Source organism: Arthrobacter sp. 10T44, from assembly GCF_056393885.1.
The window spans coordinates 175507-195213 of the sequence record NZ_JBFTGT010000006.1; the positions used below are offsets into that span (position 1 = coordinate 175507).

Sequence of the window (19707 nt, forward strand, 5' to 3'; positions counted from 1 at the left end):
CAACTTCAGAATCCCTGGGCGTCCAGGATGGCGTCTTCCTCTTCCTCCGCGGTGGCAGTTTTCCGCTTCCGGGGGACAGGACGACGGCGGGGCGCCGGGTTGCTGGCGTGCAGGTAGCCGTCGGCGGCCGCGGCCTGATCCTGGGCGTCCTCGGCGTCAATCTCAGCGTTGCGGGCTTGCTGGCGTGCTGCGTAGCCGAAGCCGACGAACATGAGAACGCCAAAGGCAAACCACTGCAGCGAGTAGGACAGGTGCGTGCCCTCGTCGGTGGACGGTTTGGGGAAGCCGACGGGCATGTCCGCTGCCGGCGGGGTTTCCGAGGCCAGCTGGCCGTAGGCCCCGGTGAGGAGGGGATACCCGAGCTGGGCCGAGTAGGCGGCGAGGTCGATCGACGCGAGCTGCCCGTCCGGGGCGCCGCGCTGCAGTTCCGGCTCGGAATGCTTGAGCCGCGCAACCACCGTGACCTCGCCCGGGGGCGGGGCAGGAATTGAGTCCGGGCTGCCCGGGGTCTTGTTGCCGATGGGCAGCCAGCCGCGGTCGATCACAACCGTCTCGCCGGAGTCCAGCTTGAAGGGGACCACCACCTCGTAGCCCGGTTGGCCGTTGAGCGGGCGGTTGCGGACAATCCGCTGGCCGGCCTCGTCGTAGCGGCCGTGCAGCTCGACCTGTGTCCATTCACGGTCGGCGTCGAGTTTAATGAACTGGTTCCGGGCGTCCGCGAAGGGGATCGGGGTGGCCGAGTAATTCGAGACGACGCGGTTGATCTCCGCGAGCGTTTCCGCCCGGCGGTCCATCTGCCAGCGGCCCAGGAGCACGCAGGCGGTGGCGAAAATGGCGGCCAGCAGCAGGTAGCCCAGCCACTTGCTGGAGAAAAGGAAGCGGTACATTCAGCCGGCCCTGCCCGGGGCGATGGTCGAGGCAGCGTCGTTCCCGGCCCCGCCCGCGGCTTCGTCGGGTGTGCTGTGCAGCGGAAGGGTTTCCTTCCACAGCCCCCGCGTCTGGAGATAATCCTCCAGCCAGGCCCGGTGCTCCGGACAGGCGAGCCAGATCTTGCGCCGCTCCGGCGTGTGGATCTTGGGGTTGTTCCACAGCAGTTGCCACTCGGCGAGCGCACGGCACGCCTTGCGGGAGCACAGCGCGCTGGCGGGCTCGGCCGTCGGGCCGGCCAAGTCAAAAATGTTCATGAAGCTGCCCGTCCGTGGTCTTCGTCGTCGTCAATCAGCTCGCCCTGCAACAGGGTGATGGGGACATCGTCCGCCGCCGGTGGTTCCTGGCCCGTTGTTTGCCCGGAGCGTGGAGCGTCCAATTCGCCCATCGGCACGTAGTCGATCAGCGATTCGCTGTGCACTTCGGCGTGGTCGCTGCCGTTGGCGATCACCACCGCAAACCACGGCAGGAACACTGCTCCGATGACGGGGAGGATCTTGAACCAGCCGTCGACCACAAACACCAGGATCAGGCAGACCATGCGGATGCCCATCGCCACGGCATACTTGATCATCCGCTGACGCATCTCTTCCGAGTGGGCGGCGGCGGCGTCGGTAATGCTGTGGACCTCGGTGTCGCCGGAGTCCTCCCCGGACGTCCGTTCACCGGGTCGGTTCTTGTTTGTCACGGCTTTCAGATCACGCTCCATAGGCTTCCTGCAATTCTCTCACCATCGGCTGGACCGCCCAAACAGCGGGCGGCCCAGAGCGGGGTGGAGCGCGCCGGAGGCTAAGATCGGAGGCAGGAAAATCCAGCCCACCCAACGCGGTGCCAGTGAGCCGCAGAATCCCGGAGCCCAACATGTCTGAAGCAACCTCCACCGGCCGCAGCGTCCTCATCACCGGCGGCAACCGCGGCATCGGCCTGGCCATCGCCGAATCCTTCCTCGCCAACGGCGACAAGGTGGCGGTCACCTACCGCAGCGCGGCCACGCTCCCGGAGGGCATCCTCGGCGTCAAGGCAGACGTCACGGACGAGGCTTCGGTGGACGCGGCGTTCACGGAAGTCGAGGCGGCGCACGGCCCCGTCGAGGTCCTGGTGGCCAACGCCGGCATCACCAAAGACACGCTCCTGATGCGGATGAGCGAGGACGACTTCACCTCGGTCATCGACACAAATCTCACCGGAGCCTTCAGGGTGATCAAGCGCGCCTCCAAGGGCATGATCCGCGCACGCAAGGGCCGCGTGGTACTCATTTCCTCCGTCTCCGGCCTCTACGGCGCCCCGGGCCAGATCAACTACTCCGCATCCAAGGCCGGCCTCGTCGGGATTGCCCGCTCCCTCACCCGCGAACTCGGGGGTCGCGGAATCACCGCCAACGTGGTGGCGCCGGGCTTCATCAACACGGATATGACCGCCGAGCTGCCGGAAGCCACGCAGAAGGACTACCTGTCGAAGGTTCCCGCGGGCCGCTTCGCCGAGGCGTCGGAAGTGGCCGACGTCGTCCGCTGGATTGCCAGCGACGAGGCCGCCTACATCTCCGGCGCGGTTATCCCGGTCGACGGCGGCCTTGGTATGGGCCACTAGGCAATAGCTCTGCGGCCGGCTTTGGGCTCCACGGACGACGGCGGCCGCCGTCGTCCGCCGCGGCGGCACGAGGCCGGGCCTTTGGCCCTAGGCGGCGCTGCGGCAGGGGGCGTGTAATGGGATTACAGCCCCTGACCGCGCCAAGGCAGGGGCGTGGACCCAGGAGGATTTATCATGGCTGATCTCAGCAAGTGGGCGCCCTCGGACATGTTGGAACCTGTCCGTCGGTTCCTCGACGGCGACCTGACGATGGCGTCGACCATCAAGGTCGAGCAGTTCCAGGACGGCAATACCCTGGTGGTGCGGGCGGAGGTTCCCGGTATCGATCCCGACAAGGACGTCGACGTGTCGGTCAGCGAAGGCATGCTGCACATCCGGGCCGAACGCGAAGAAAAGACCGAGCACAAGAGCAAGACCGGCTATCGCTCGGAATTCCGCTACGGCTCCTTCCTGCGCAGTATCGCCCTTCCGGCCGGGGCAAAGGAAGAGGACATCACGGCCAGCTATAAGGACGGCGTCTTGGAAGTGCGCGCGCCGGCCCCCGTGGCGGCGCCAGGGGAGCCCACGAAGAAAATCCGGGTGGACCGCGCCTGACGCGGTCCCCCGTATGGCGGGCCGCCCGCCCGCCCGCGGCGAAGCCCCGCCGGCTGGGGACGAGCGGCGATCGCTTTCCTCAGCCGGCTTCGTCCCTTGCCTGCCGCAGCCATCCCGCGACCTCGGCGTCCAGGTCCTCGTCAGCGCGGAGCTCCACATGATGCATCCACAGGCCGGGGGACGGGTTAACCACCGACTTGAACCGGGGCGAGTCGATGCGGTTGCGCAGCGCAATGGACAGTACGGCCGGGACATCTGAGCGGACATAGCGTCCCGGCCACCAGACGTAGGCGAACCCGCGACGGCGTCCGCGGAAGGCCACCTGGCTGGTGGTCGCCCTGATTTCGGGCGGCGCGGCTGCCGGCAGAGCCGACGTGGCGAGGAGCCGTTCCACCGCGCGGCAAAGGTCCAGGCCGCGCGGTGACCCGCTGAAGACCTCTTCCGGCGTGGATTCGGTGCCATGGCTCCCCATGGGCGCGAGCTTACGCCCCGGCGCGGTGCCAAAACAGAAGCGTGTGGGCCACTCGAACCGGGTCCGCAGGTTGTACTCGGTGAGACCAGGGGAGCGCGCACCTCACGCGCGGGGGACATGTCCACTCCTGGCTGCAGTCTCCGGGGGACATGCCCACTCCCGGCTGCGGGCGATGGACTCTTAGGCATTATGTCCCTTGCTGCGCCCGCCATCTGGGCATGTCCCGTGGTCTGGGGCGCCGGGAGTGGGCATGTCCCGCGCAGTACCCGAAAACCAATCCGCGCCGCCACCCGAACTAGGCCCGCGCGGCTTCTTTGTGGATCCCGAACAACCGAAATGCTGCGGGCCGCTGGCATGATGGACAGCAGACCCCACAGTATTTGGATGTTTGGAACAAAGGAGCTCGAATGGGACTGCTGGACAACAAGACCGCAATCGTTACCGGTTCATCGCGCGGCATCGGCGCAGAGGTCGCCAAATTCCTCGCCGCCGAGGGTGCCGCCGTCGTTGTGAACTACCGCCAGAAGGCGCCGCGCGCCAACAAGGTTGTCGCTGAGATCGAGGCCGCGGGCGGCCGGGCTGCAGCCGTGGGCGCAGACCTGACCACGCAGGAAGGCGTCCAGGCCCTGGCCAGCGCCGCAATGGAGAACTTCGGCTCACTGGATCTCCTGGTCCTGAACGCTTCCGGCGGCATGGAGTCCGGCATGGAAGAGGGCTACGCGCTCAAGCTGAACCGCGACGCCCAGGTCAACATGCTCAATGCCGCCGTGCCGCTGATGGCAGAGGGCTCACGCGTGGTCTTCGTGACCAGCCACCAGGCCCACTTCATCAACACCGTGCCCACCATGCCCGAGTATGAGCCCGTCGCCGGCAGCAAGCGCGCGGGCGAGGATGCGCTCCGCGAACTGGTTCCGGCCCTGGCGGAGAAGGGCATCTCGCTGGTGGTTGTCTCCGGCGACATGATTGAAGGCACCGTCACCGCCACACTCTTGGACCGCTCCAACCCGGGCGCCATCGAGGCCCGCCGCGCCGAGGCCGGCAAGCTGTATTCGGTCAAGGAATTCGCCGCCGAGGTCGCCAAGATGGCCACCGCCGACGTCGAAACCGGCCACACCGAATACGTCGGGGGCGCCGACTACTTCGACAAGTCAAACGGCACGGTCAACAACTAGCAGCCACCGGGATGGCACTTGGCGGCAGTGTTCTTCAATGACACTGCCGCCAAGTGTCATCTGGCGTTAAGGGACGGGCGTCAAGGTGCGGGCTCAGACGCCGGCGATGTGCCGGACGGCGTCGAGGTAGGGCATGTTCACGGCAGCGTCCGCCACCGCGCGGACGGCGGGTTTGGCATTGAACGCGACACCGATGCCCGCGGCGCCAAGCATGTCCAGGTCATTGGCCCCGTCGCCCACCGCAATGGTGTGTTCCATCGGGATGCCCTCCGCGGCCGCCCATTCGCGCAGGTACTTTTCCTTGGCGGCGCGGTCGACCACATCTCCCAGCACCCTGCCGGTCAGCGCGCCGTCGACGATTTCCAGTTCGTTGGCGATCCAGTAGTCCAGTCCCAGGCCCTCGGCAATCGGTCGCAGGATCTGGTTGAAGCCGCCCGAGACGACGGCGACGGCGTGTCCGGCCGCCTTGAAGGCCGCCACCAGCTCTGCCGCGCCGTCGCTCAGAGTCACCTCGGCGCGGACGGAGTCGACGACGTCGGCCGGCAGCCCGGCGAGCACCGCCACCCGGGCGTGCAGGCTCTGCGCGAAGTCCAGTTCGCCGCGCATGGCCGCCTCGGTCACGGCTGTCACTTCCTCCCGCTTGCCCGCATAGGCGGCCAGCAGCTCAATGACTTCCTGCCGGATCAGTGTGGAGTCGACGTCCATGATCAGGAACTTCCGCGCTGCCTGCCGCAGGGCAGCGGGAACGATTGCCGTTTCGACGCCCTCGACGCCGGCCGCGGCGACACTCCGGCGGAGGCCGGCCAGCCCCGCCTCGGTCAGGGCTCCCGGCAGCGTGCAGTCGGCGGAGTAGACCGCGAAGCGGCCGTCGCCGGAGGTGCTCTCGGCGCCGACGGACAGCCCCGCTCCGGACAGCGAACGGCGCAGCTGCTCTACTTCGGGAAGGGACAAATGCACGCCGTAGCTGACCGCGGTCACGTTCGAACTCATGGCCTCAATCCTAGCGACCGCGCCGCAGCCGCCCGGAAATCGTTTCGCGCTGGTGACGCGCCCGGGGGACACCGCCCTCTGGCCTGCGGCCCGGTTATCAGTAGTCCGCTTTTTTGTCCTAGTGTCTACTCCTATGAGTGATGTTCTTGAAATGGCCGCCGTCAGCGTTGTACGTGGGGCGAAAACGCTCCTGGACAAGGTTGACTGGCAGGTCAAGGAAGGCGAGCGTTGGGTGATCCTCGGTCCCAACGGCGCTGGCAAGACCACTCTGTTGCAGGTGGCCGCAGCACGCCTCCATCCCACCAGCGGCATGGCCGGGATCCTCGAAGAGATCCTCGGCGCCGTGGACGTCTTCGAACTCCGCCCGCGGATCGGCCTGTCCTCCGCCGCCCTCGCCAACCAGATCCCCGAGCACGAAAAGGTCCTCAACGTCGTCGTGACCGCCGCGTACGGCGTCACCGGCCGCTGGCGCGAGGGCTACGAGAAGGACGACGAACGCCGCGCCTTCGCCCTGCTCAATGAGTGGGGGATGGGCCCGCTGCTCAACCGCCCCTTCGCCTCCCTCTCCGAAGGGGAACGCAAGCGCGTGCAGATTGCCCGCGCGCTCATGACGGATCCTGAACTGCTCTTGCTCGACGAGCCCGCCGCCGGCCTGGACCTGGGCGGCCGCGAGGACCTCGTCCACCGGCTCAGCGAGCTGGCCCGCGACGAGGCCGCACCCGCGATCGTGCTGGTCACCCACCACCTCGAAGAGGTCCCGCCGGGCTTCACCCACGCACTCCTCCTGCGCGACGGCGGCGTCGTTGCCTCCGGCCCGCTGGCCGACGTGCTGACCGCGGAAAACCTCAGCAAGACGTTCGGCGTCGACCTCGACGTCAACGTTTCCGGCGGCCGGTACACCGCCACCGCCCGCCGCTGAAGAAACCACTGACAGCGCGTGGAGTTCCTCAGTAGCGTCTTCATCTTCTTCGCCGGCCTCTGGGCCGGAACCATCAACAGCGTGGTGGGCTCGGGCACCCTGGTGACTTTTCCGGTGCTGATCGCCCTCGGCTTCGCCCCGGTGACCGCCTCGATCAGCAACGCCATGGGCCTTGTGGCCGGCAGCGCGGCCGGTGCTTGGGGCTACCGCAAGGAGCTGGCAGGGCGGCGGAACCAGCTGCTCCGGCTGCTGCCTGCCTCACTGCTGGGCGGCATCACCGGCGCCTACTTGCTGCTGCACCTGCCGGAAATGGTGTTCCACTACGCCGCGCCCGTGCTGATCGTGGTGGCCCTGCTGATGGTGGTGTTCCAGCCCAGGCTGCAACGCTGGGTGCAGAACCGGGAAGAAAACCCGGAGCACGCCATCCGCGACAAACGGCACGGAATCCTGCTGGTGGTCCTGGTCTACCTCGCCGGTGTCTACGGCGGATACTTCGTGGCGGCGCAGGGCATCCTGCTGGTCGGAATCCTCGGGGTGTTCATGGCCGGAACCATGCAGAACGCCAACGCCATGAAGAACATCCTGGTCCTCGGCGTCAACCTCGTCGCCGCGGCGTCCTACCTGCTTTTCGCCTTCGACCGGATCAGCTGGCCCGCCGTCGGGCTGATCGCCGTCAGTTCGCTGATCGGCGGCCTGGTCGGTTCCAAGGTGGGCCGCCGCCTGTCGCCGCCGGTGCTGCGCGGCGTGATCTTCATCCTGGGAACCGTGGCCCTGGGCTTCATGATCGCCAAACTGGTGAATTGACCGGCCCATGAGCTTCCACTACCTCGAATCCGCCGACGACCCCCGGGTCGCCGACTACACCCAGCTCACCGACGTGCACCTGCGTAAGCTCCGCGAACCCGCCGAGGGCATGTACATTGCGGAGTCCTCCCGGGTGCTGCGCCGCGCCCTCGCCGCCGGGCACCGGCCGCGTTCTTTCTTCCTTGCGGAGAAGTGGATCCAGGACCTCGCCGATGTCTTTGAGGAGTATCCGGACGTCCCGGCCTACATCGGCTCGGCCGCGCTCCTGGAGGAGATCACCGGCTTCCACCTGCACCGGGGCGCGATGGCAGCCATGCACCGTCCGGCGCCCGTGCCGCTGCCCCACCTGCTCGCCGGTGCCCGCCGGATCGCGGTCCTCGAGGACATTGTGGACCACACGAATGTCGGCGCGATCTTCCGGTCCGCGGCCGCCCTGGGGCTTGACGCCGTGCTGGTCTCCCCGCGCTGTGGCGACCCCCTCTACCGGCGCAGCGTGCGCGTGAGCATGGGAACCGTTTTCCAAGTCCCGTGGGCCCGGCTCGACACGTGGCCGGGGGAGCTGGAGGTGCTCAAGGAACACGGCTTCCTGGTCGCCGCGATGGAGCTGACCCCGGACGCGGTGGACGTCGATGTCCTTGCGGCCCGGAACCCCGAACGGCTGGCCCTGGTGCTTGGCACCGAGGGCGCCGGGATGAGTGTGGAGACCCTGGCCGCCGTCGATCTGGCCGTGAAGATCCCGATGCGCCCCGGCGTCGATTCGCTCAACGTCGCCGCGGCCTCCGCCGTCGCGTTCTGGGAACTGCGGCCCCGCGACTGACACTCCGCGGCCGCCCGCCGGTCGGTTCGGAGATCCTCCGCGGCCGCCTGCGGGCCGGTTCGTCCAGTCGGGGGATCTGGGCTATTATTGGTAGCTGGCCGTGCTGCGCCTTCCGGCGCCGAGCAGCCATCCCACTCATACCTGGCAGCTGGCAAAATCCAGTTGCGTGAACAAAGGTCCAATTATGCAGTCTGATATCCACCCGAAGTACGAAGCTGTTGTTTTCAACGACCTGGCTTCCGGCGTCAAGTTCCTGACCAAGTCCACCGTGTCTTCCTCGAAGACCATCGAGTGGGAAGACGGAAACACCTACCCGGTCATCGACGTCGAAATCTCCTCCGAGTCCCACCCGTTCTACACGGGCAAGCAGCGCATCATGGACTCTGCAGGCCGCGTCGAGCGCTTCAACGCTCGCTTCAAGGGCTTCGGCGGCAAGAAGTAACTTTCTTCACCCCAAAGTCTTTTGGAAAAGCCCGCACCGGCAACGGTGCGGGCTTTTTGCGTCCCGGCCGCTTTGCGTACCCCGACCCTGGCCGCGTGGCAGGATTAAGGGTATGACTTCCTTCCCTTCGCCCGCAGCGTCCGCCACCGAGGACGACGGCGGCCGCCGCCACGGCGAGTACAAGGTTCCCGGCGGCAAACTGGTGGTGGCCGACCTCAACGTCGTCGACGGGGTCCTGGCCCACGCCTCGATCAGCGGGGACTTCTTCCTGGAACCCGACGAGGCGCTCCTGGAGATCAACCGCAGCCTCACCGGCCTGGCCGAGGATGCCAGCGCGGCCGACCTTGCCGCGGCGGTCAAGGCCGCGCTGCCCGAGGACGCTGTGCTCTTCGGTTTCTCCGCCGAGGCGATCGCCATTACGGTCCGCCGGGCCCTGGCCAAGGCCACGGGCTGGGCCGACCACCACTGGAACATCATCGGCCCGTCCGTGCTGCCCACCCACGTGAACGTGGCCCTGGACGAGGTCCTCACCGAGGAGGTCGGCGCCGGCCGCCGCAACCCGACGCTGCGGTTCTGGGACTGGGAGGAGCCGTCTGTGGTGATCGGCAGCTTCCAGTCCGTCCGCAACGAGGTCCACCCCGACGGCGTGAGCAGGCACGGCATCAGTGTGGTCCGCCGGATCAGCGGCGGGGGCGCCATGTTCATGGAGGCCGGTAACTGCATCACCTACTCGCTCTACCTGCCGCAGACGCTCGTGGACGGCATCAGCTTCGCCGACTCCTACGGTTTCCTGGACGCGTGGGTCATGGCGGCCCTGGAAAAGGTCGGCATCAGCGCGTTCTACGTGCCGCTGAACGACATCGCCACCGAGCAGGGCAAGATCGGCGGCGCCGCACAGAAGCGCCTCGCCAACGGCGGCATGCTGCACCACGTCACCATGAGCTACGACATCGACGCCGACAAGATGGTCGAGGTGCTCCGGATCGGCAAGGAGAAACTCTCGGACAAGGGCACGACGAGCGCAAAGAAACGCGTCGACCCGCTGCGCCGGCAGACCGGACTGGCCCGCGCCGAGATTGTCGCCGCCATGATGGAGGTTTTCACCGAGCGGTACGGCGCGACGCCGGCGGAACTCACCGAGGCCGAACTCGACGCCGCCCGGCAGCGGGTGGAGACCAAGTTCGGCACCACGGAGTGGCTACACCGGGTCCCGTAGCGTTCCCACTATCGCGCCGGCTGCTCCGCAGCAGTCCTCCGTACACACCCCCAGCGGCCGTTTGCATCCGATGGGCGCCCGGGCGGGCGACGTCCTTCGTCGATTCGCCACCAATGGCCGCTATGCCCACGCGTATAACGGCCATTCGCGTCAGATGGGCGCCCCGGGCGGTTCCTAGCCCGCGGCCTGCGCCGTGAGGGCCCGCAGCAACTGACTGCGCTGTTCGATGATGATCCGTCGCAACGCGCGGGGTGCGTCCGTATGTTCGGCGAGCCACTTGTCCGTCCGGACGATCACCGGGTGCTCCTCCGGAGGCAGGTCCGGGGTCAGGTCCTGGCCGGCCGGGTAGAGGCCGCGAACGATCCGGCTGGCGATCTCGATGCTGCGGTCCGCCCAGACCCGCTCGAGGCACTCGAAGTAGGGTTCGACGTAGCCGGCCAGCAGGCCGGCCGGCGCGGTGTTGAAGCCCGCGATGGTGGCACTGAGCAACTGGTTGGACAGTGCGGTGCCGTGCACGGCGGCGTCCCAGGCGGCATCCTTGACCGAGGGCTCAGGCCGGGCCGCTAGGGCGGTGGCGTGCCCGGACTTGCCCGAGGCGGTGTTGTCGCGGGCCAGTTCGGCGTCCAGCTGCGCCGGGTCCGCCTGGCCGTTGGCCGCGAGGGCGTGCCAGAGGTTCCAGCGGAGCTCCGCATCGACGGAGAGGCCCTCGATGACAGTGCTGCCGTCCAGCAAGCCCTTCGCCAGGTCCAGCCGTCCGGCGTCGAAGCGGCTCGTGGCGGCGAGCGTGCGTGCCCAGGCCAGCTGGTGGTCGGAGCCGGGTGCTGCCTTCTCCAGTTCGGCGGCGGCGACGTCCAGGAAGGCGCTGCGGACGGCGTTCCGCCCGGCCGCGGGAACGTAGCGTTCGATCGCCGTTCCGGCGTTGCCGAGGACATTCAGGAGCACGCCGATGCCGGTCTCGAAGGCGCCGAAGCGCTGCACTGCCTCCACGTAGCGGGCCGCGGGCGTGACGGCGTCCCGGGCGGAATCCCACAACGCGGTCCAGCACAGTGCCCGTGCCATCGGATCGCTGATCGTCCCCAGGGAACTGCGCACGGTGGCCTCGGAGTGCGGGTCCAGCCGGACCTTGGCGTAGCTGAGGTCCTCATCGTTGACCAGCAGCAGCGCCGGTCGCGCCTTGCCGGCGAGCTGGCTTACCAGGGTGAGTTCGCCGTCGACGTCGGTCTCCACGCTGTCGGTGCGCACCAGGGCGCCGGCGGCATCGGGGTTGTAGAGGCCGATCCGCAGCCGGTGCGGCCGCGGCTCCTGCCGGCCGGTGATCGGGTCCTCTGCGTGCTGGTGCAGGGACACGGTGGCCAGGACGCCATCGTGCTCCTCGATCTCGGAGGTGAGGGTCGAGATGCCGGAGGTCTGCAGCCACTGCCGGGCCCAGGTGGCGAGGTCGCGGCCGGACGCGGCGCTGAGCGCGGCCAGCAGGTCCTCCAGCGTGGTGTTGCCGTAGGCGTGGTCGCGGAAGTACTGGCGCGATCCTGCGATGAACGCCTCGAAGCCCACGTAGGCGACCAATTGCTTGAGCACCGAGGCGCCCTTGGCATAGGTGATGCCGTCGAAGTTCTGCTTGGCGGCCTCAAGGTCCGGGATGTCCGCGACGATCGGGTGCGTGGTGGGCAGCTGGTCCTGGACGTAGGCCCAGGCCTTGCGGTTGTTGGCGAAGTTCACCCAGGCGGTTCCCCAGTCCGTGGTGCGGTCCACGCCGAGGGTCCCCATGTAGTCCGCGAAGGATTCCTTGAGCCACAGATCGTCCCACCACTGCATCGTGACCAGGTCGCCGAACCACATGTGCGCCATTTCGTGCAGCAGGGTGTTGGCCCGGCCCTGGTACTGTGAGTCGGCCGCCCGGGAGGTGAACACATAGCTTTCCGTGAACGTCACCAGGCCGGGGTTCTCCATGGCGCCCAGGTTGTACTCGGGCACGAAGGCCTGCTCGTACTTACCCCAGGGGTACGGGTAGTCGAAGAGTTCGTTGAAGAAGTCCAGGCCGTTCCTGGTCAGCCGGAACAGTTCCGCCGCGTCGAAAGACGGCGCCATGGAGGCCCGGCAGTAGAGGGCCAGCGGCACGTCCAGCACGGTGCCGTCCGAGAGGGTCCCGTGCCAGCTGTCCTCGGCCTTGAAGTAGGGGCCAGCGAGCACCGTGGTGATGTAGGTGGACATCGGCTTGGTGGGGGCGAAGTCCCAGCGGCTTGTCGCCGGATCACTGGTCAGCTGGGTGCGTAGGGCTTCGACGCCGTTCGAGGACACCTGCCATGCGGACGGGGCCATCACGTGGAAGGTGAACTCGGCCTTGAGGTCGGGCTGTTCGAAGTTCGCGAACACGCGCCGCGCGTCCGCGGGCTCGTACTGGGTGTAGAGGTAGCACTGGCCGTCGGCGGGATCGAAGAAACGGTGCATACCCTCGCCGGAGGTGCTGAACAGGGCGGTGCCGGTGACAGTGACCTGGTTTTCGGCCTGCAGATTGTCCAGCCGGATCCTCGAGCCGTCCACCACGTCCGCCACCGGCAGGCCCTTGCCGTTGAGGAAGACGCTGTGCACCTTGCTGCTGATGAAGTCCAGGAAGGTGGAGGCGCCGGGCTCGCTGGCGGAGAAGTTGATGACGCTGCGGCTGGTATAGCCCGCGACCATGGGGTCCGCCGCCTGCCGGACGTCAAGGGACACGTCGTAGCTGTGGGTGGTGATCAGGGCTGAGCGGGCGGCCGCTTCGTCACGGCGCAGGTTCTGGTTCGACACTCCGCTATCTAATCACGAGCGGTGCCGCTGCACAGCCGGGGTCAGCGCCCGGTAACAGCGCCCGGTATCAGTGCCCGGGGATGAGGACGACGGCGGCGCCCAGGCCCAGCGCGGCGATCAGCAGCCACGAGGCCAGGGCGGCCAGCAGGGCACGGGTCCCGGTGCGCAGCAGGTGCCGCACCCGCACGGCCGAACCAAGTCCGAACAGCGCCATGCCCAGCAGCAGGTCCTGCAGCACGGCGGCCGCCCCGAGCGCCGCGGGGGAGAGCCAGCCGGCGGACCGCAGGGCCGCCATGGCGATGAACCCCACCACGAACAGCGGGACGACCGGCGGGAGCTTCCCGCCGTCGTCGGATCCAATCCGGTGGTGGATGCCCGCCGCGGCGACCATGGGCGCGAGCAGCAGTACCCGGGTGAGTTTGACGATCACGGCGACGGCGAGAGCCGAAGCCCCGGCGGTCTGCGCGGTGGCGACCACCTGTCCGACGTCGTGCACCGAAGCGCCGGCCCATGCCCCGAAAGCTTCCGGGCCCAGTCCCAACGGGCCGATCAGGAGCGGCAGGACGCCGATGGCTAGCGTGCCGCAAAGCGTGACCAGCGCGATTGGGAGCACGGTGTCAGCCTGCCGGATGCGGCGCACCGCGGCCATCGCACCGATCGCGGAGGCGCCGCAGATGGCGAACCCTGTCGCGATCAGCAGCGACACCGGCGGCGGCAGCCGGAAGAGCCGGCCGATGCCGTAGGTGCCGGCGAAGGCCGCCAGCACCACCCCGGTGATCAGCAGCAGCGCGGGCCAGCCCAGGCCCAGGACATCCACCACGCTGACTTTGAGCCCCAGCACCACGATGCCGCTGCGCATCAGGTGCTTCCCGGCGAAGTCCAGCCCGGGCCGGCCGGAGCCGGCGCTCCAGCCGGACACACCGGGCAGGTTCGCGGCCAGCAGTCCCAGCACCACCGCCACCGTCATGGCCGGCAGTGCGGGCAGCGCCAGGTGGACGGCGAGGGCTGTGACGACGGCGGCGGCGCAGGCGAGCAGGCCCGGCAGCAACGGCTGCAGCCGGGCCGGGCGCCGCTGCAGGAAGGCGGGTCGGATAAGTGGCACGCACCCAACCTTGCCGTAATTTGCGGACAAACATCGAAGCGCGACACGGAACCGCTCCAAAGCCGGACGCAGGTGTGAGCCGCAACACGCCCCACCGGATGCGCCGAAATGATTTCGTAACGAAAAGGTGGTTGGCTAGTGGGCATGTCTGACCTTTTCCAGGATTACTCCGAGGCCGCCGGCCGCAGCGGCGCCTACGACGAGATGTTTACCCCGGACCAGCAGGCCCGGCGCTCCTACGGGCAGGTGGCCGGGGCGCTGCAGGAGCTCTCGCTGGCCGACGTCACCGCCCGCGCCGACTCGATGGCACGGACCTTCCTGGACCGCGGCGTCACCTTCGACTTCGCGGGGGAGGAGCGGCCGTTCCCGCTGGACATCGTGCCCCGGGTAATCCCGGCCGACGAGTGGTCTGTCCTGGAACGCGGGGTGGCCCAGCGCGTCCGGGCCCTCGAAGCCTTCCTCAACGACGTCTACGACAAAATGACGGTCGTCGCCGACGGCGTCATCCCGCGGCAGCTCGTCACCACCAGCGCCCACTTCCACCGCCAGGTCCACGGTTTCGAACCGGCAGGCGGCGTGCGCGTGCACATTTCCGGCATCGACGTCGTCCGCGACGCGGCCGGAACGTTCCGCGTCCTGGAAGACAACGTGCGCGTCCCGTCCGGAGTCAGCTACGTCCTGGAGAACCGCCGCGCCATGGCCAAGGGCCTGCCGGAAGCGTTCGGCCAGCAGCTCATCCGCCCGGTGGAGGAATACCCGCGCCGGCTGCTCTCCGCGCTGCGCAAGACCGCGCCGTCCGGCGTCGACGATCCCACCGTCGTGGTCCTGACCCCCGGTGTGTTCAACAGCGCCTACTTCGAGCACACCCTGCTGGCCGGCCTGATGGGCGTCGAGCTCGTCGAGGGCCGGGACCTGATCTGCCGCGGCAACCGGGTGTACATGCGCACCACCGCCGGCGAACAACGGGTGGACGTGATCTACAAGCGGATCGACGACGAGTTCCTGGACCCGCTGCAGTTCCGCTCCGACTCCATGCTTGGCTGCCCCGGGCTGGTCAATGCCGCCCGCGCCGGCGGCGTCACGATCGCCAACGCGGTGGGCAACGGCGTCGCGGACGACAAGCTGGTCTACAGCTACGTGCCGGACCTGATCCGGTATTACCTCAGCGAAGAACCCGTGATCGCCAACGTGGACACCTTCCGGCTTGAGGAGAAGGAAGCCCGCGAGCACGTGCTGGACCGGCTCGACGAGCTGGTGGTCAAGCCGGTCGACGGATCTGGCGGCAAGGGCCTGGTCATCGGCCCCGACGCGTCCAAGGACGAGCTCGAGGCCCTGCGCAAGCGCATCATCGCCGACCCGCGCGGCTGGATCGCGCAGCCGGTGCTGCAGCTCTCCACCGTGCCCACGCTCAGCGGCGACAAGTTCGGCCCGCGGCACGTGGACCTGCGCCCCTTCGCGGTCAACGACGGCGACGACGTCTGGGTCCTGCCCGGCGGCCTCACCCGGGTGGCGCTCAAGGAGGGGTCCCTGATCGTGAACTCCAGCCAGGGCGGCGGCTCCAAGGACACCTGGGTGCTGGCGGACTCCCCGCAGGTCCCGGTCGAGGTCATCCCGCGGCCTGCCATGGCGGTCCGCGAGCGGGTCTCGGTCTGGCCGGTGGAGAGCAACTGGCGTGACAGCCAGAAGGAACAACAACAGCAGCAGATGTCCGACGCGCGGGAGGTAGCCGAGAATGCTTAGCCGTATTGCCGAGTCACTGTTTTGGATCGGCCGCTATGTGGAACGCGCGGACGGCACCGCACGGATCCTGGACGTCCACCTCGAACGGCTGAACCACCTGCCGATGGAGGAACAGCGCAGCGTCGCGCAGGAACTCCTCGCCGTCATGGGCGCCCGGCCGCAGTCCGAGGACTTCGGCCTGGACGAGCTGCTGCATGCTTTGGCCTACGACAAGCACAGCGCCACCTCGATCGCCGGTTCCCTGGGGGCCGCGCGTGAGAACGCCCGGCGCGCCCGGGAAACCGTGTCCTCCGGTCTGTGGGAGAGCCTGAACACCACCTACTACGGGCTGAACCAGCACCGCAAGGACGTGGTGGGCACCTACCGCTTCTGCAACTGGGTGTTGGAACGCACCGCGATGGTCAGCGGCCTTGCGGACACCACGGTCAGCCACGACGAAAGCTGGCTGTTCCTGGTCCTGGGACGCTCGCTGGAGCGGGCCGACATGACCGCGCGGATGCTCTCGACCCGGGATGTGCTCTCGGCCGGGATGTCCTGGGTCAACATGCTCCGCTGCGCCGGCGCGTACGAATCCTTTTTGCGGACCCGCCGGGCCGCCTTCGGCGATCAGCACGCGGCCGAGTTCCTGCTGCTGGACCGGCTGTTCCCGCGGTCCATCGTTTACGCCCTGCGCGACGCCGACGATTGCCTCGCCAAGCTGGACCCCTCGGCGCAGCGCGTCGGCTTCATCAATGACGCCCGACGGATCGTGGGCCAGGCCCGGACCTTCCTTGAGTTCCACCGCACCGACGACCTGATGTCAGAGCTGCCGGAGCACATGGAGCGCGTGCAGAAGGCCGTCTCGCAGGCCTCGGACGCCATTTCCCGTAAGTACTTCAATCAGGCAGACGAACTGGCCTGGGTGGGAGAAGTTTCATGACCCGGCTCAGCATCACGCACAAGACCGCGTACAAGTACAACAAGCGGGTCACGCTCTCCTACAACGAGGCCCGGATGACGCCGCTGACGGACCCGCAGCAGGTGGTGCTGGAGTCCTCCATGAAGGTCTCGCCGTCGCAGGCGGCGCTCAGCAGCTACCGCGACTACTGGGGCACCCGCGTGACGGCCTTCGACATGCAGATGCCGCACGACCACCTCGAGGTCCTCTCCACCACCACGGTGGAGGTCCACCGCGTCGAGCGGATCCCGGCCGAGGCGGACATCGTCGGCTGGGACGTGCTGTCCTCGCCCGAAACGCTCAACCAGTTCAGCGACTGGATCCCGCAGTCGCAGCTGACCGGCCCCGGCGCCGAGGTGCTCGCGATCGTCCCCGGCGTCGTCGAGGGGCGCAACCCGCATGAGGCCGCCATGGCCGTGTTCGAATGGATGCGCGGCGAGATGAGCTACATGAAGGGCTCCACCGGCGTCACCACGAACGCTGAGGAGGCCTGGACCCAGCGCCAGGGCGTCTGCCAGGACCTCGCCCACCTGGCCATCGGGGCGTTGCGCAGCTGCGGAATCCCGGCCCGGTACGTCTCCGGTTACCTGCACCCGCGTTCGACGGCGGATCTCGGCGAGACGGTCGCCGGGCAGTCGCATGCCTGGCTGGAATGGTGGGACGGGGAATGGCGCAGCTGGGACCCGACAAACCACAAACCTGCCGGGGACTTCCATGTCACGGTGGCGCGCGGCCGCGACTACCGCGACGTACCGCCGCTCAAGGGCATCCTGTCCGGCGGCGGAGGGTCCGCCCTGTCGGTGACGGTGGAAATCACCCGGCTGGCCTAAGCCGCTTTCCAGCCGTCCGCGGTTGTGGGGTTATTCGAAGCCCGAGCGGGTGGCGTCGTCCAGCGGCGTCCACCACGTCAGCGGCGGCACAATCTTGAAACGCCTGCCGGTGATCGAGTCCGGAGTGATGCGGACGAAGTGGTCCTTCTTGCCGGCCTGCCACGGGAAGAGCAGCAGGCCCACCGTATCCAGGATCTCCTCCGTGTTCTTCACCGCGGCGGCCTGGCCCTTGATGACCACGCTCCAGGCGATGCCCCTGTCCGCATCGACGCCGTCGGCCTCCACTGCTACCGGAGTGTCGCCGGTCGCGGCCTGCAGCTTCGTGCCCTCCGCGGTGCGGAAAACGAGGGTTCCGTGGTCCACCTTGTAGTTGATCGGGAAGATGTCCGGATGGTCGTCCACCCACACGGCCATCCGGCCCACGGTCACGCTGCGCAGCAGCCGCCAGCACTCGTGGTTGTCCAGGTTTTCGACTTCATGGGGCTGGCCTGCGGCCGGTTTCGGATCGGTGCTCATGGCGCCGAGCCTACGTCAGACGGCGACAATCGGGCTAGGGCATAACGGCCCGGCGGCGTAATAATCCCCGAGCTTTTAGGGTCCGATCGGAAGGTATCAGGGTATTCTGGCAACACGTCGTCGGCGCGGATGTACGTCGTGAGGATTGGGGCCAATGTAGATGCATTCACCTAATAACAGCCCGGAGATTGTGAATTCCGGCAACCCCCGGATCGAGGACCTGCTCAAGGACTTCGTGTCCCGCGCCGGAGAGCTGCTCCAGTCCCAGGAGCGCATGGCGGGCCTGCTCGAAGCCGTCGTCGCCGTGGCCGAGGATCTCAGCCTGGACGCCGTCCTGGAACGCGTGGTGCAGTCCTCCTGCCGCCTCCTGCACGCCCGCTACGGCGCCCTGGGCGTGATCGGCGATGACCACGCCCTGAGCCACTTCATCACCGTTGGAATCGACGGCGAGCTCGCCCAGCAGATCGGACCTTTGCCGACCGGGCACGGGGTGTTGGGCCTACTGATAAGCGATCCCCGGCCGTTACGGCTGCAGGACCTGCGCAAACATCCGGAGGCTTACGGATTCCCGAAGCACCACCCGCCCATGCAGTCCTTCCTCGGCGTGCCGGTCCGGGTCCGGGACACCGTGTTCGGCAATCTCTACCTGACGGAGAAGGAAGGCGGCGGGGACTTCACCGCGGAGGATGAGGCGCTTGCGGTGGCGCTGGCCGCTGCAGCGGGCGTCGCGATCGAGAACGCCAAACTCTACGACGACTCCCGGCGACGTGCCCGCTGGCTGGAAGCGTGCATGGATGTGTCCGGGCTGATGCTCGCCAGCGACCGGGACTACTCCGCGGGCGGCCTCGACCCGATCGCGGCGCGGGCGCTGCAGGAGTCGGATTCGGCGCTGGCGCTGATTGTGGCTCCCGCCGTGTCCGGGCCAGGGTTCATCGTGGCGGGCGCCGCGGGGGAGCGGGCCAAGGACTTCTCCGGCACGTCGCTCTGCCTCGACTCGCCCGAGCTGCAGGACGTGCTCTCCGGCGGCGAGCCGGTCATGCTTGACCACGCCGGCGGGGTTTTTAACGGGGTCGACGGCGGCGGCCTGGGTCCGCTGCTCGCGGTGGCCCTCAGCACGCAGGGCGCCCACCACGGCCTCCTGCTGCTGGCCCGCAACCCGGAGTCGCTGCGCTACGCCCGTACCGACGTCGAGATGGGCGCTGTTTTCGGCTCGCACGTGGCACTCGCCCTCGAACTCGCCCGCGTGCACCGGCTCCGCGAGGAACTGCTGGTGTTTACGGACCGGGACCGGATCGCCCGGGACCTGCACGATCTCGTGATCCAGCGGCTCTTCGCGGCCGGCCTGAGCGTGCAGAGCCTGACGCGGTTCACCAAGGACGAACTCGCAACCGAGCGGATCCGCAATATCACCGGCGAACTGGACGAAGCGATCCGCAGCCTGCGCGACACGATTTACTCGCTCAAGAGCAGCAGCGGCGAAACGGAACTGCTCAGCGGAAGGATCCGTCGGGTGACCCGAAGCTCCGCCAAGTCCATGCCCTTCACGCCCCGGCTGACGCTGACCGGCCCGGTGGACGCCGTCACGCCGGACAAGGCGGACAACGTCGTGGCTGTGGTTTCCGAAGGGCTGAGCAACGCCATCCGGCATTCCGGTGCGGACGCTATCTCGGTGTCGGTAGCCGTCATCAAGGGCCAGGTCACGGTGGTCATCACGGACAACGGTTCCGGCTTCAATGACAGCCAGGAGCGCAACGGCCTGGCCAATCTGGAGGATCGGGCGCGGATGCTGGACGGCCAGTGCACCATCACGACGGCGCCGGACGCCGGAACCAGCGTCGAATGGTCCGTCCCGCTCTAGCCG

20 protein-coding genes are annotated in these 19707 nt (G+C 68.0%); 12 read left to right on the forward strand and 8 right to left on the reverse strand.

Going from position 1 to position 19707, the window contains the following annotated elements:
- Positions 1–5: 5 nt before the first annotated feature.
- Genes AC1DBL_RS12165 through AC1DBL_RS12175 form a run of 3 tightly spaced genes read right to left on the reverse strand, consistent with a single transcriptional unit; the run spans position 6 to position 1636 of the window.
- The gene (locus tag AC1DBL_RS12165) at positions 6–887 is read right to left on the reverse strand and encodes an SURF1 family cytochrome oxidase biogenesis protein (protein ID WP_476909410.1); all 882 of its coding nucleotides are present in this window, start codon (positions 885–887) and stop codon (positions 6–8) included.
- Complete coding sequence (locus AC1DBL_RS12170; protein ID WP_476926199.1) at positions 888–1184, reverse strand: hypothetical protein; 297 nt, start codon at positions 1182–1184, stop codon at positions 888–890. It lies immediately after the preceding gene.
- Positions 1181–1636, reverse strand: coding sequence for a DUF3099 domain-containing protein (locus AC1DBL_RS12175; protein ID WP_476892566.1), 456 nt, complete (start codon positions 1634–1636; stop codon positions 1181–1183). The genes AC1DBL_RS12170 and AC1DBL_RS12175 overlap by 4 nt, the downstream gene beginning before the upstream one ends.
- A gap of 152 nt (positions 1637–1788) precedes the next feature.
- Between AC1DBL_RS12175 and fabG the strand changes: the two genes are divergently transcribed.
- Positions 1789–2514, forward strand: a complete 726-nt coding sequence (fabG, locus tag AC1DBL_RS12180) for a 3-oxoacyl-ACP reductase FabG (RefSeq protein WP_175323342.1) — start codon at positions 1789–1791, stop codon at positions 2512–2514.
- A 174-nt stretch (positions 2515–2688) separates the two neighbouring features.
- Positions 2689–3108 carry an Hsp20/alpha crystallin family protein gene (locus tag AC1DBL_RS12185; RefSeq protein ID WP_441418711.1) on the forward strand — a complete coding sequence of 140 codons (420 nt, stop codon included), beginning with the start codon at positions 2689–2691 and terminating at the stop codon, positions 3106–3108.
- A 79-nt stretch (positions 3109–3187) separates the two neighbouring features.
- Here the strand turns inward: AC1DBL_RS12185 and AC1DBL_RS12190 are convergent, their stop codons facing one another.
- Positions 3188–3580 (reverse strand): DUF5655 domain-containing protein, encoded by a 393-nt coding sequence (locus AC1DBL_RS12190; RefSeq protein ID WP_476926200.1) that lies wholly within the window; start codon positions 3578–3580, stop codon positions 3188–3190.
- 407 nt (positions 3581–3987) lie between these two features.
- Between AC1DBL_RS12190 and AC1DBL_RS12195 the strand changes: the two genes are divergently transcribed.
- A complete protein-coding gene (locus AC1DBL_RS12195) occupies positions 3988–4752 on the forward strand; it encodes an SDR family oxidoreductase (protein ID WP_476926201.1) in 765 nt (254 codons plus the stop codon).
- Between the two features lie 93 nt (positions 4753–4845).
- On the opposite strand, the gene serB is transcribed toward AC1DBL_RS12195, so the two are convergent.
- On the reverse strand, positions 4846–5742 hold the full coding sequence (serB, locus tag AC1DBL_RS12200) for a phosphoserine phosphatase SerB (protein WP_476926202.1): 897 nt from the start codon (positions 5740–5742) through the stop codon (positions 4846–4848).
- Between the two features lie 133 nt (positions 5743–5875).
- Between serB and AC1DBL_RS12205 the strand changes: the two genes are divergently transcribed.
- From AC1DBL_RS12205 to AC1DBL_RS12225, 5 genes are all read left to right on the forward strand, one after another.
- Positions 5876–6661: an ABC transporter ATP-binding protein gene (locus AC1DBL_RS12205; RefSeq protein ID WP_175323347.1), complete on the forward strand. Its 786-nt coding sequence runs from the start codon at positions 5876–5878 to the stop codon at positions 6659–6661.
- A gap of 18 nt (positions 6662–6679) precedes the next feature.
- The gene (locus AC1DBL_RS12210; RefSeq protein ID WP_476926203.1) at positions 6680–7465 is read left to right on the forward strand and encodes a sulfite exporter TauE/SafE family protein; all 786 of its coding nucleotides are present in this window, start codon (positions 6680–6682) and stop codon (positions 7463–7465) included.
- 7 nt (positions 7466–7472) lie between these two features.
- Positions 7473–8282, forward strand: coding sequence for a TrmH family RNA methyltransferase (locus tag AC1DBL_RS12215; RefSeq protein WP_476926204.1), 810 nt, complete (start codon positions 7473–7475; stop codon positions 8280–8282).
- 184 nt (positions 8283–8466) lie between these two features.
- The gene (locus AC1DBL_RS12220) at positions 8467–8724 is read left to right on the forward strand and encodes a type B 50S ribosomal protein L31 (protein ID WP_056739465.1); all 258 of its coding nucleotides are present in this window, start codon (positions 8467–8469) and stop codon (positions 8722–8724) included.
- Between the two features lie 112 nt (positions 8725–8836).
- On the forward strand, positions 8837–9940 hold the full coding sequence (locus AC1DBL_RS12225; protein WP_476926205.1) for a lipoate--protein ligase family protein: 1104 nt from the start codon (positions 8837–8839) through the stop codon (positions 9938–9940).
- Positions 9941–10114: 174 nt separating this feature from the next.
- Here the strand turns inward: AC1DBL_RS12225 and pepN are convergent, their stop codons facing one another.
- Both pepN and AC1DBL_RS12235 read right to left on the reverse strand, forming a co-directional pair.
- Positions 10115–12721, reverse strand: a complete 2607-nt coding sequence (gene pepN, locus AC1DBL_RS12230) for an aminopeptidase N (protein WP_476926206.1) — start codon at positions 12719–12721, stop codon at positions 10115–10117.
- Positions 12722–12788: 67 nt separating this feature from the next.
- Positions 12789–13814, reverse strand: a complete 1026-nt coding sequence (locus AC1DBL_RS12235; RefSeq protein ID WP_476892678.1) for a YeiH family protein — start codon at positions 13812–13814, stop codon at positions 12789–12791.
- Positions 13815–13967: 153 nt separating this feature from the next.
- Between AC1DBL_RS12235 and AC1DBL_RS12240 the strand changes: the two genes are divergently transcribed.
- From AC1DBL_RS12240 to AC1DBL_RS12250, 3 genes are read left to right on the forward strand one after another with little or no spacing between them, the layout of a single operon-like run.
- On the forward strand, positions 13968–15563 hold the full coding sequence (locus AC1DBL_RS12240) for a circularly permuted type 2 ATP-grasp protein (protein WP_476926207.1): 1596 nt from the start codon (positions 13968–13970) through the stop codon (positions 15561–15563).
- Positions 15556–16482, forward strand: a complete 927-nt coding sequence (locus AC1DBL_RS12245; protein ID WP_175323354.1) for an alpha-E domain-containing protein — start codon at positions 15556–15558, stop codon at positions 16480–16482. The genes AC1DBL_RS12240 and AC1DBL_RS12245 overlap by 8 nt, the downstream gene beginning before the upstream one ends.
- Positions 16479–17330 carry a transglutaminase family protein gene (locus AC1DBL_RS12250; protein ID WP_441418721.1) on the forward strand — a complete coding sequence of 284 codons (852 nt, stop codon included), beginning with the start codon at positions 16479–16481 and terminating at the stop codon, positions 17328–17330. The genes AC1DBL_RS12245 and AC1DBL_RS12250 overlap by 4 nt, the downstream gene beginning before the upstream one ends.
- 30 nt (positions 17331–17360) lie before the next feature.
- Here the strand turns inward: AC1DBL_RS12250 and AC1DBL_RS12255 are convergent, their stop codons facing one another.
- Entirely contained in the window at positions 17361–17846 is a 486-nt protein-coding gene (locus tag AC1DBL_RS12255; protein WP_441418722.1) for a pyridoxamine 5'-phosphate oxidase family protein, read from the reverse strand.
- A gap of 160 nt (positions 17847–18006) precedes the next feature.
- Between AC1DBL_RS12255 and AC1DBL_RS12260 the strand changes: the two genes are divergently transcribed.
- Positions 18007–19704 (forward strand): GAF domain-containing sensor histidine kinase, encoded by a 1698-nt coding sequence (locus tag AC1DBL_RS12260; RefSeq protein ID WP_441418723.1) that lies wholly within the window; start codon positions 18007–18009, stop codon positions 19702–19704.
- The last annotated feature ends 3 nt before the right edge of the window (positions 19705–19707 follow it).

Excerpts from the sequence above, each read along its gene's own strand:
- AC1DBL_RS12260 (WP_441418723.1), top strand. The coding sequence starts at position 18,007 with ATGCATTCACCTAATAACAGCCCGGAGATTGTGAATTCCGGCAACCCC.
- AC1DBL_RS12250 (WP_441418721.1), top strand. The coding sequence starts at position 16,479 with ATGACCCGGCTCAGCATCACGCACAAGACCGCGTACAAGTACAACAAG.
- AC1DBL_RS12225 (WP_476926205.1), top strand. The coding sequence starts at position 8,837 with ATGACTTCCTTCCCTTCGCCCGCAGCGTCCGCCACCGAGGACGACGGC.
- AC1DBL_RS12240 (WP_476926207.1), top strand. The coding sequence starts at position 13,968 with ATGTCTGACCTTTTCCAGGATTACTCCGAGGCCGCCGGCCGCAGCGGC.
- AC1DBL_RS12170 (WP_476926199.1), bottom strand. The coding sequence starts at position 1,184 with ATGAACATTTTTGACTTGGCCGGCCCGACGGCCGAGCCCGCCAGCGCG.
- AC1DBL_RS12175 (WP_476892566.1), bottom strand. The coding sequence starts at position 1,636 with ATGGAGCGTGATCTGAAAGCCGTGACAAACAAGAACCGACCCGGTGAA.
- AC1DBL_RS12220 (WP_056739465.1), top strand. The coding sequence starts at position 8,467 with ATGCAGTCTGATATCCACCCGAAGTACGAAGCTGTTGTTTTCAACGAC.
- AC1DBL_RS12195 (WP_476926201.1), top strand. The coding sequence starts at position 3,988 with ATGGGACTGCTGGACAACAAGACCGCAATCGTTACCGGTTCATCGCGC.
- AC1DBL_RS12165 (WP_476909410.1), bottom strand. The coding sequence starts at position 887 with ATGTACCGCTTCCTTTTCTCCAGCAAGTGGCTGGGCTACCTGCTGCTG.
- AC1DBL_RS12190 (WP_476926200.1), bottom strand. The coding sequence starts at position 3,580 with ATGGGGAGCCATGGCACCGAATCCACGCCGGAAGAGGTCTTCAGCGGG.
- AC1DBL_RS12215 (WP_476926204.1), top strand. The coding sequence starts at position 7,473 with ATGAGCTTCCACTACCTCGAATCCGCCGACGACCCCCGGGTCGCCGAC.
- AC1DBL_RS12255 (WP_441418722.1), bottom strand. The coding sequence starts at position 17,846 with ATGAGCACCGATCCGAAACCGGCCGCAGGCCAGCCCCATGAAGTCGAA.
- serB (WP_476926202.1), bottom strand. The coding sequence starts at position 5,742 with ATGAGTTCGAACGTGACCGCGGTCAGCTACGGCGTGCATTTGTCCCTT.
- AC1DBL_RS12185 (WP_441418711.1), top strand. The coding sequence starts at position 2,689 with ATGGCTGATCTCAGCAAGTGGGCGCCCTCGGACATGTTGGAACCTGTC.
- AC1DBL_RS12205 (WP_175323347.1), top strand. The coding sequence starts at position 5,876 with ATGAGTGATGTTCTTGAAATGGCCGCCGTCAGCGTTGTACGTGGGGCG.
- fabG (WP_175323342.1), top strand. The coding sequence starts at position 1,789 with ATGTCTGAAGCAACCTCCACCGGCCGCAGCGTCCTCATCACCGGCGGC.
- AC1DBL_RS12245 (WP_175323354.1), top strand. The coding sequence starts at position 15,556 with ATGCTTAGCCGTATTGCCGAGTCACTGTTTTGGATCGGCCGCTATGTG.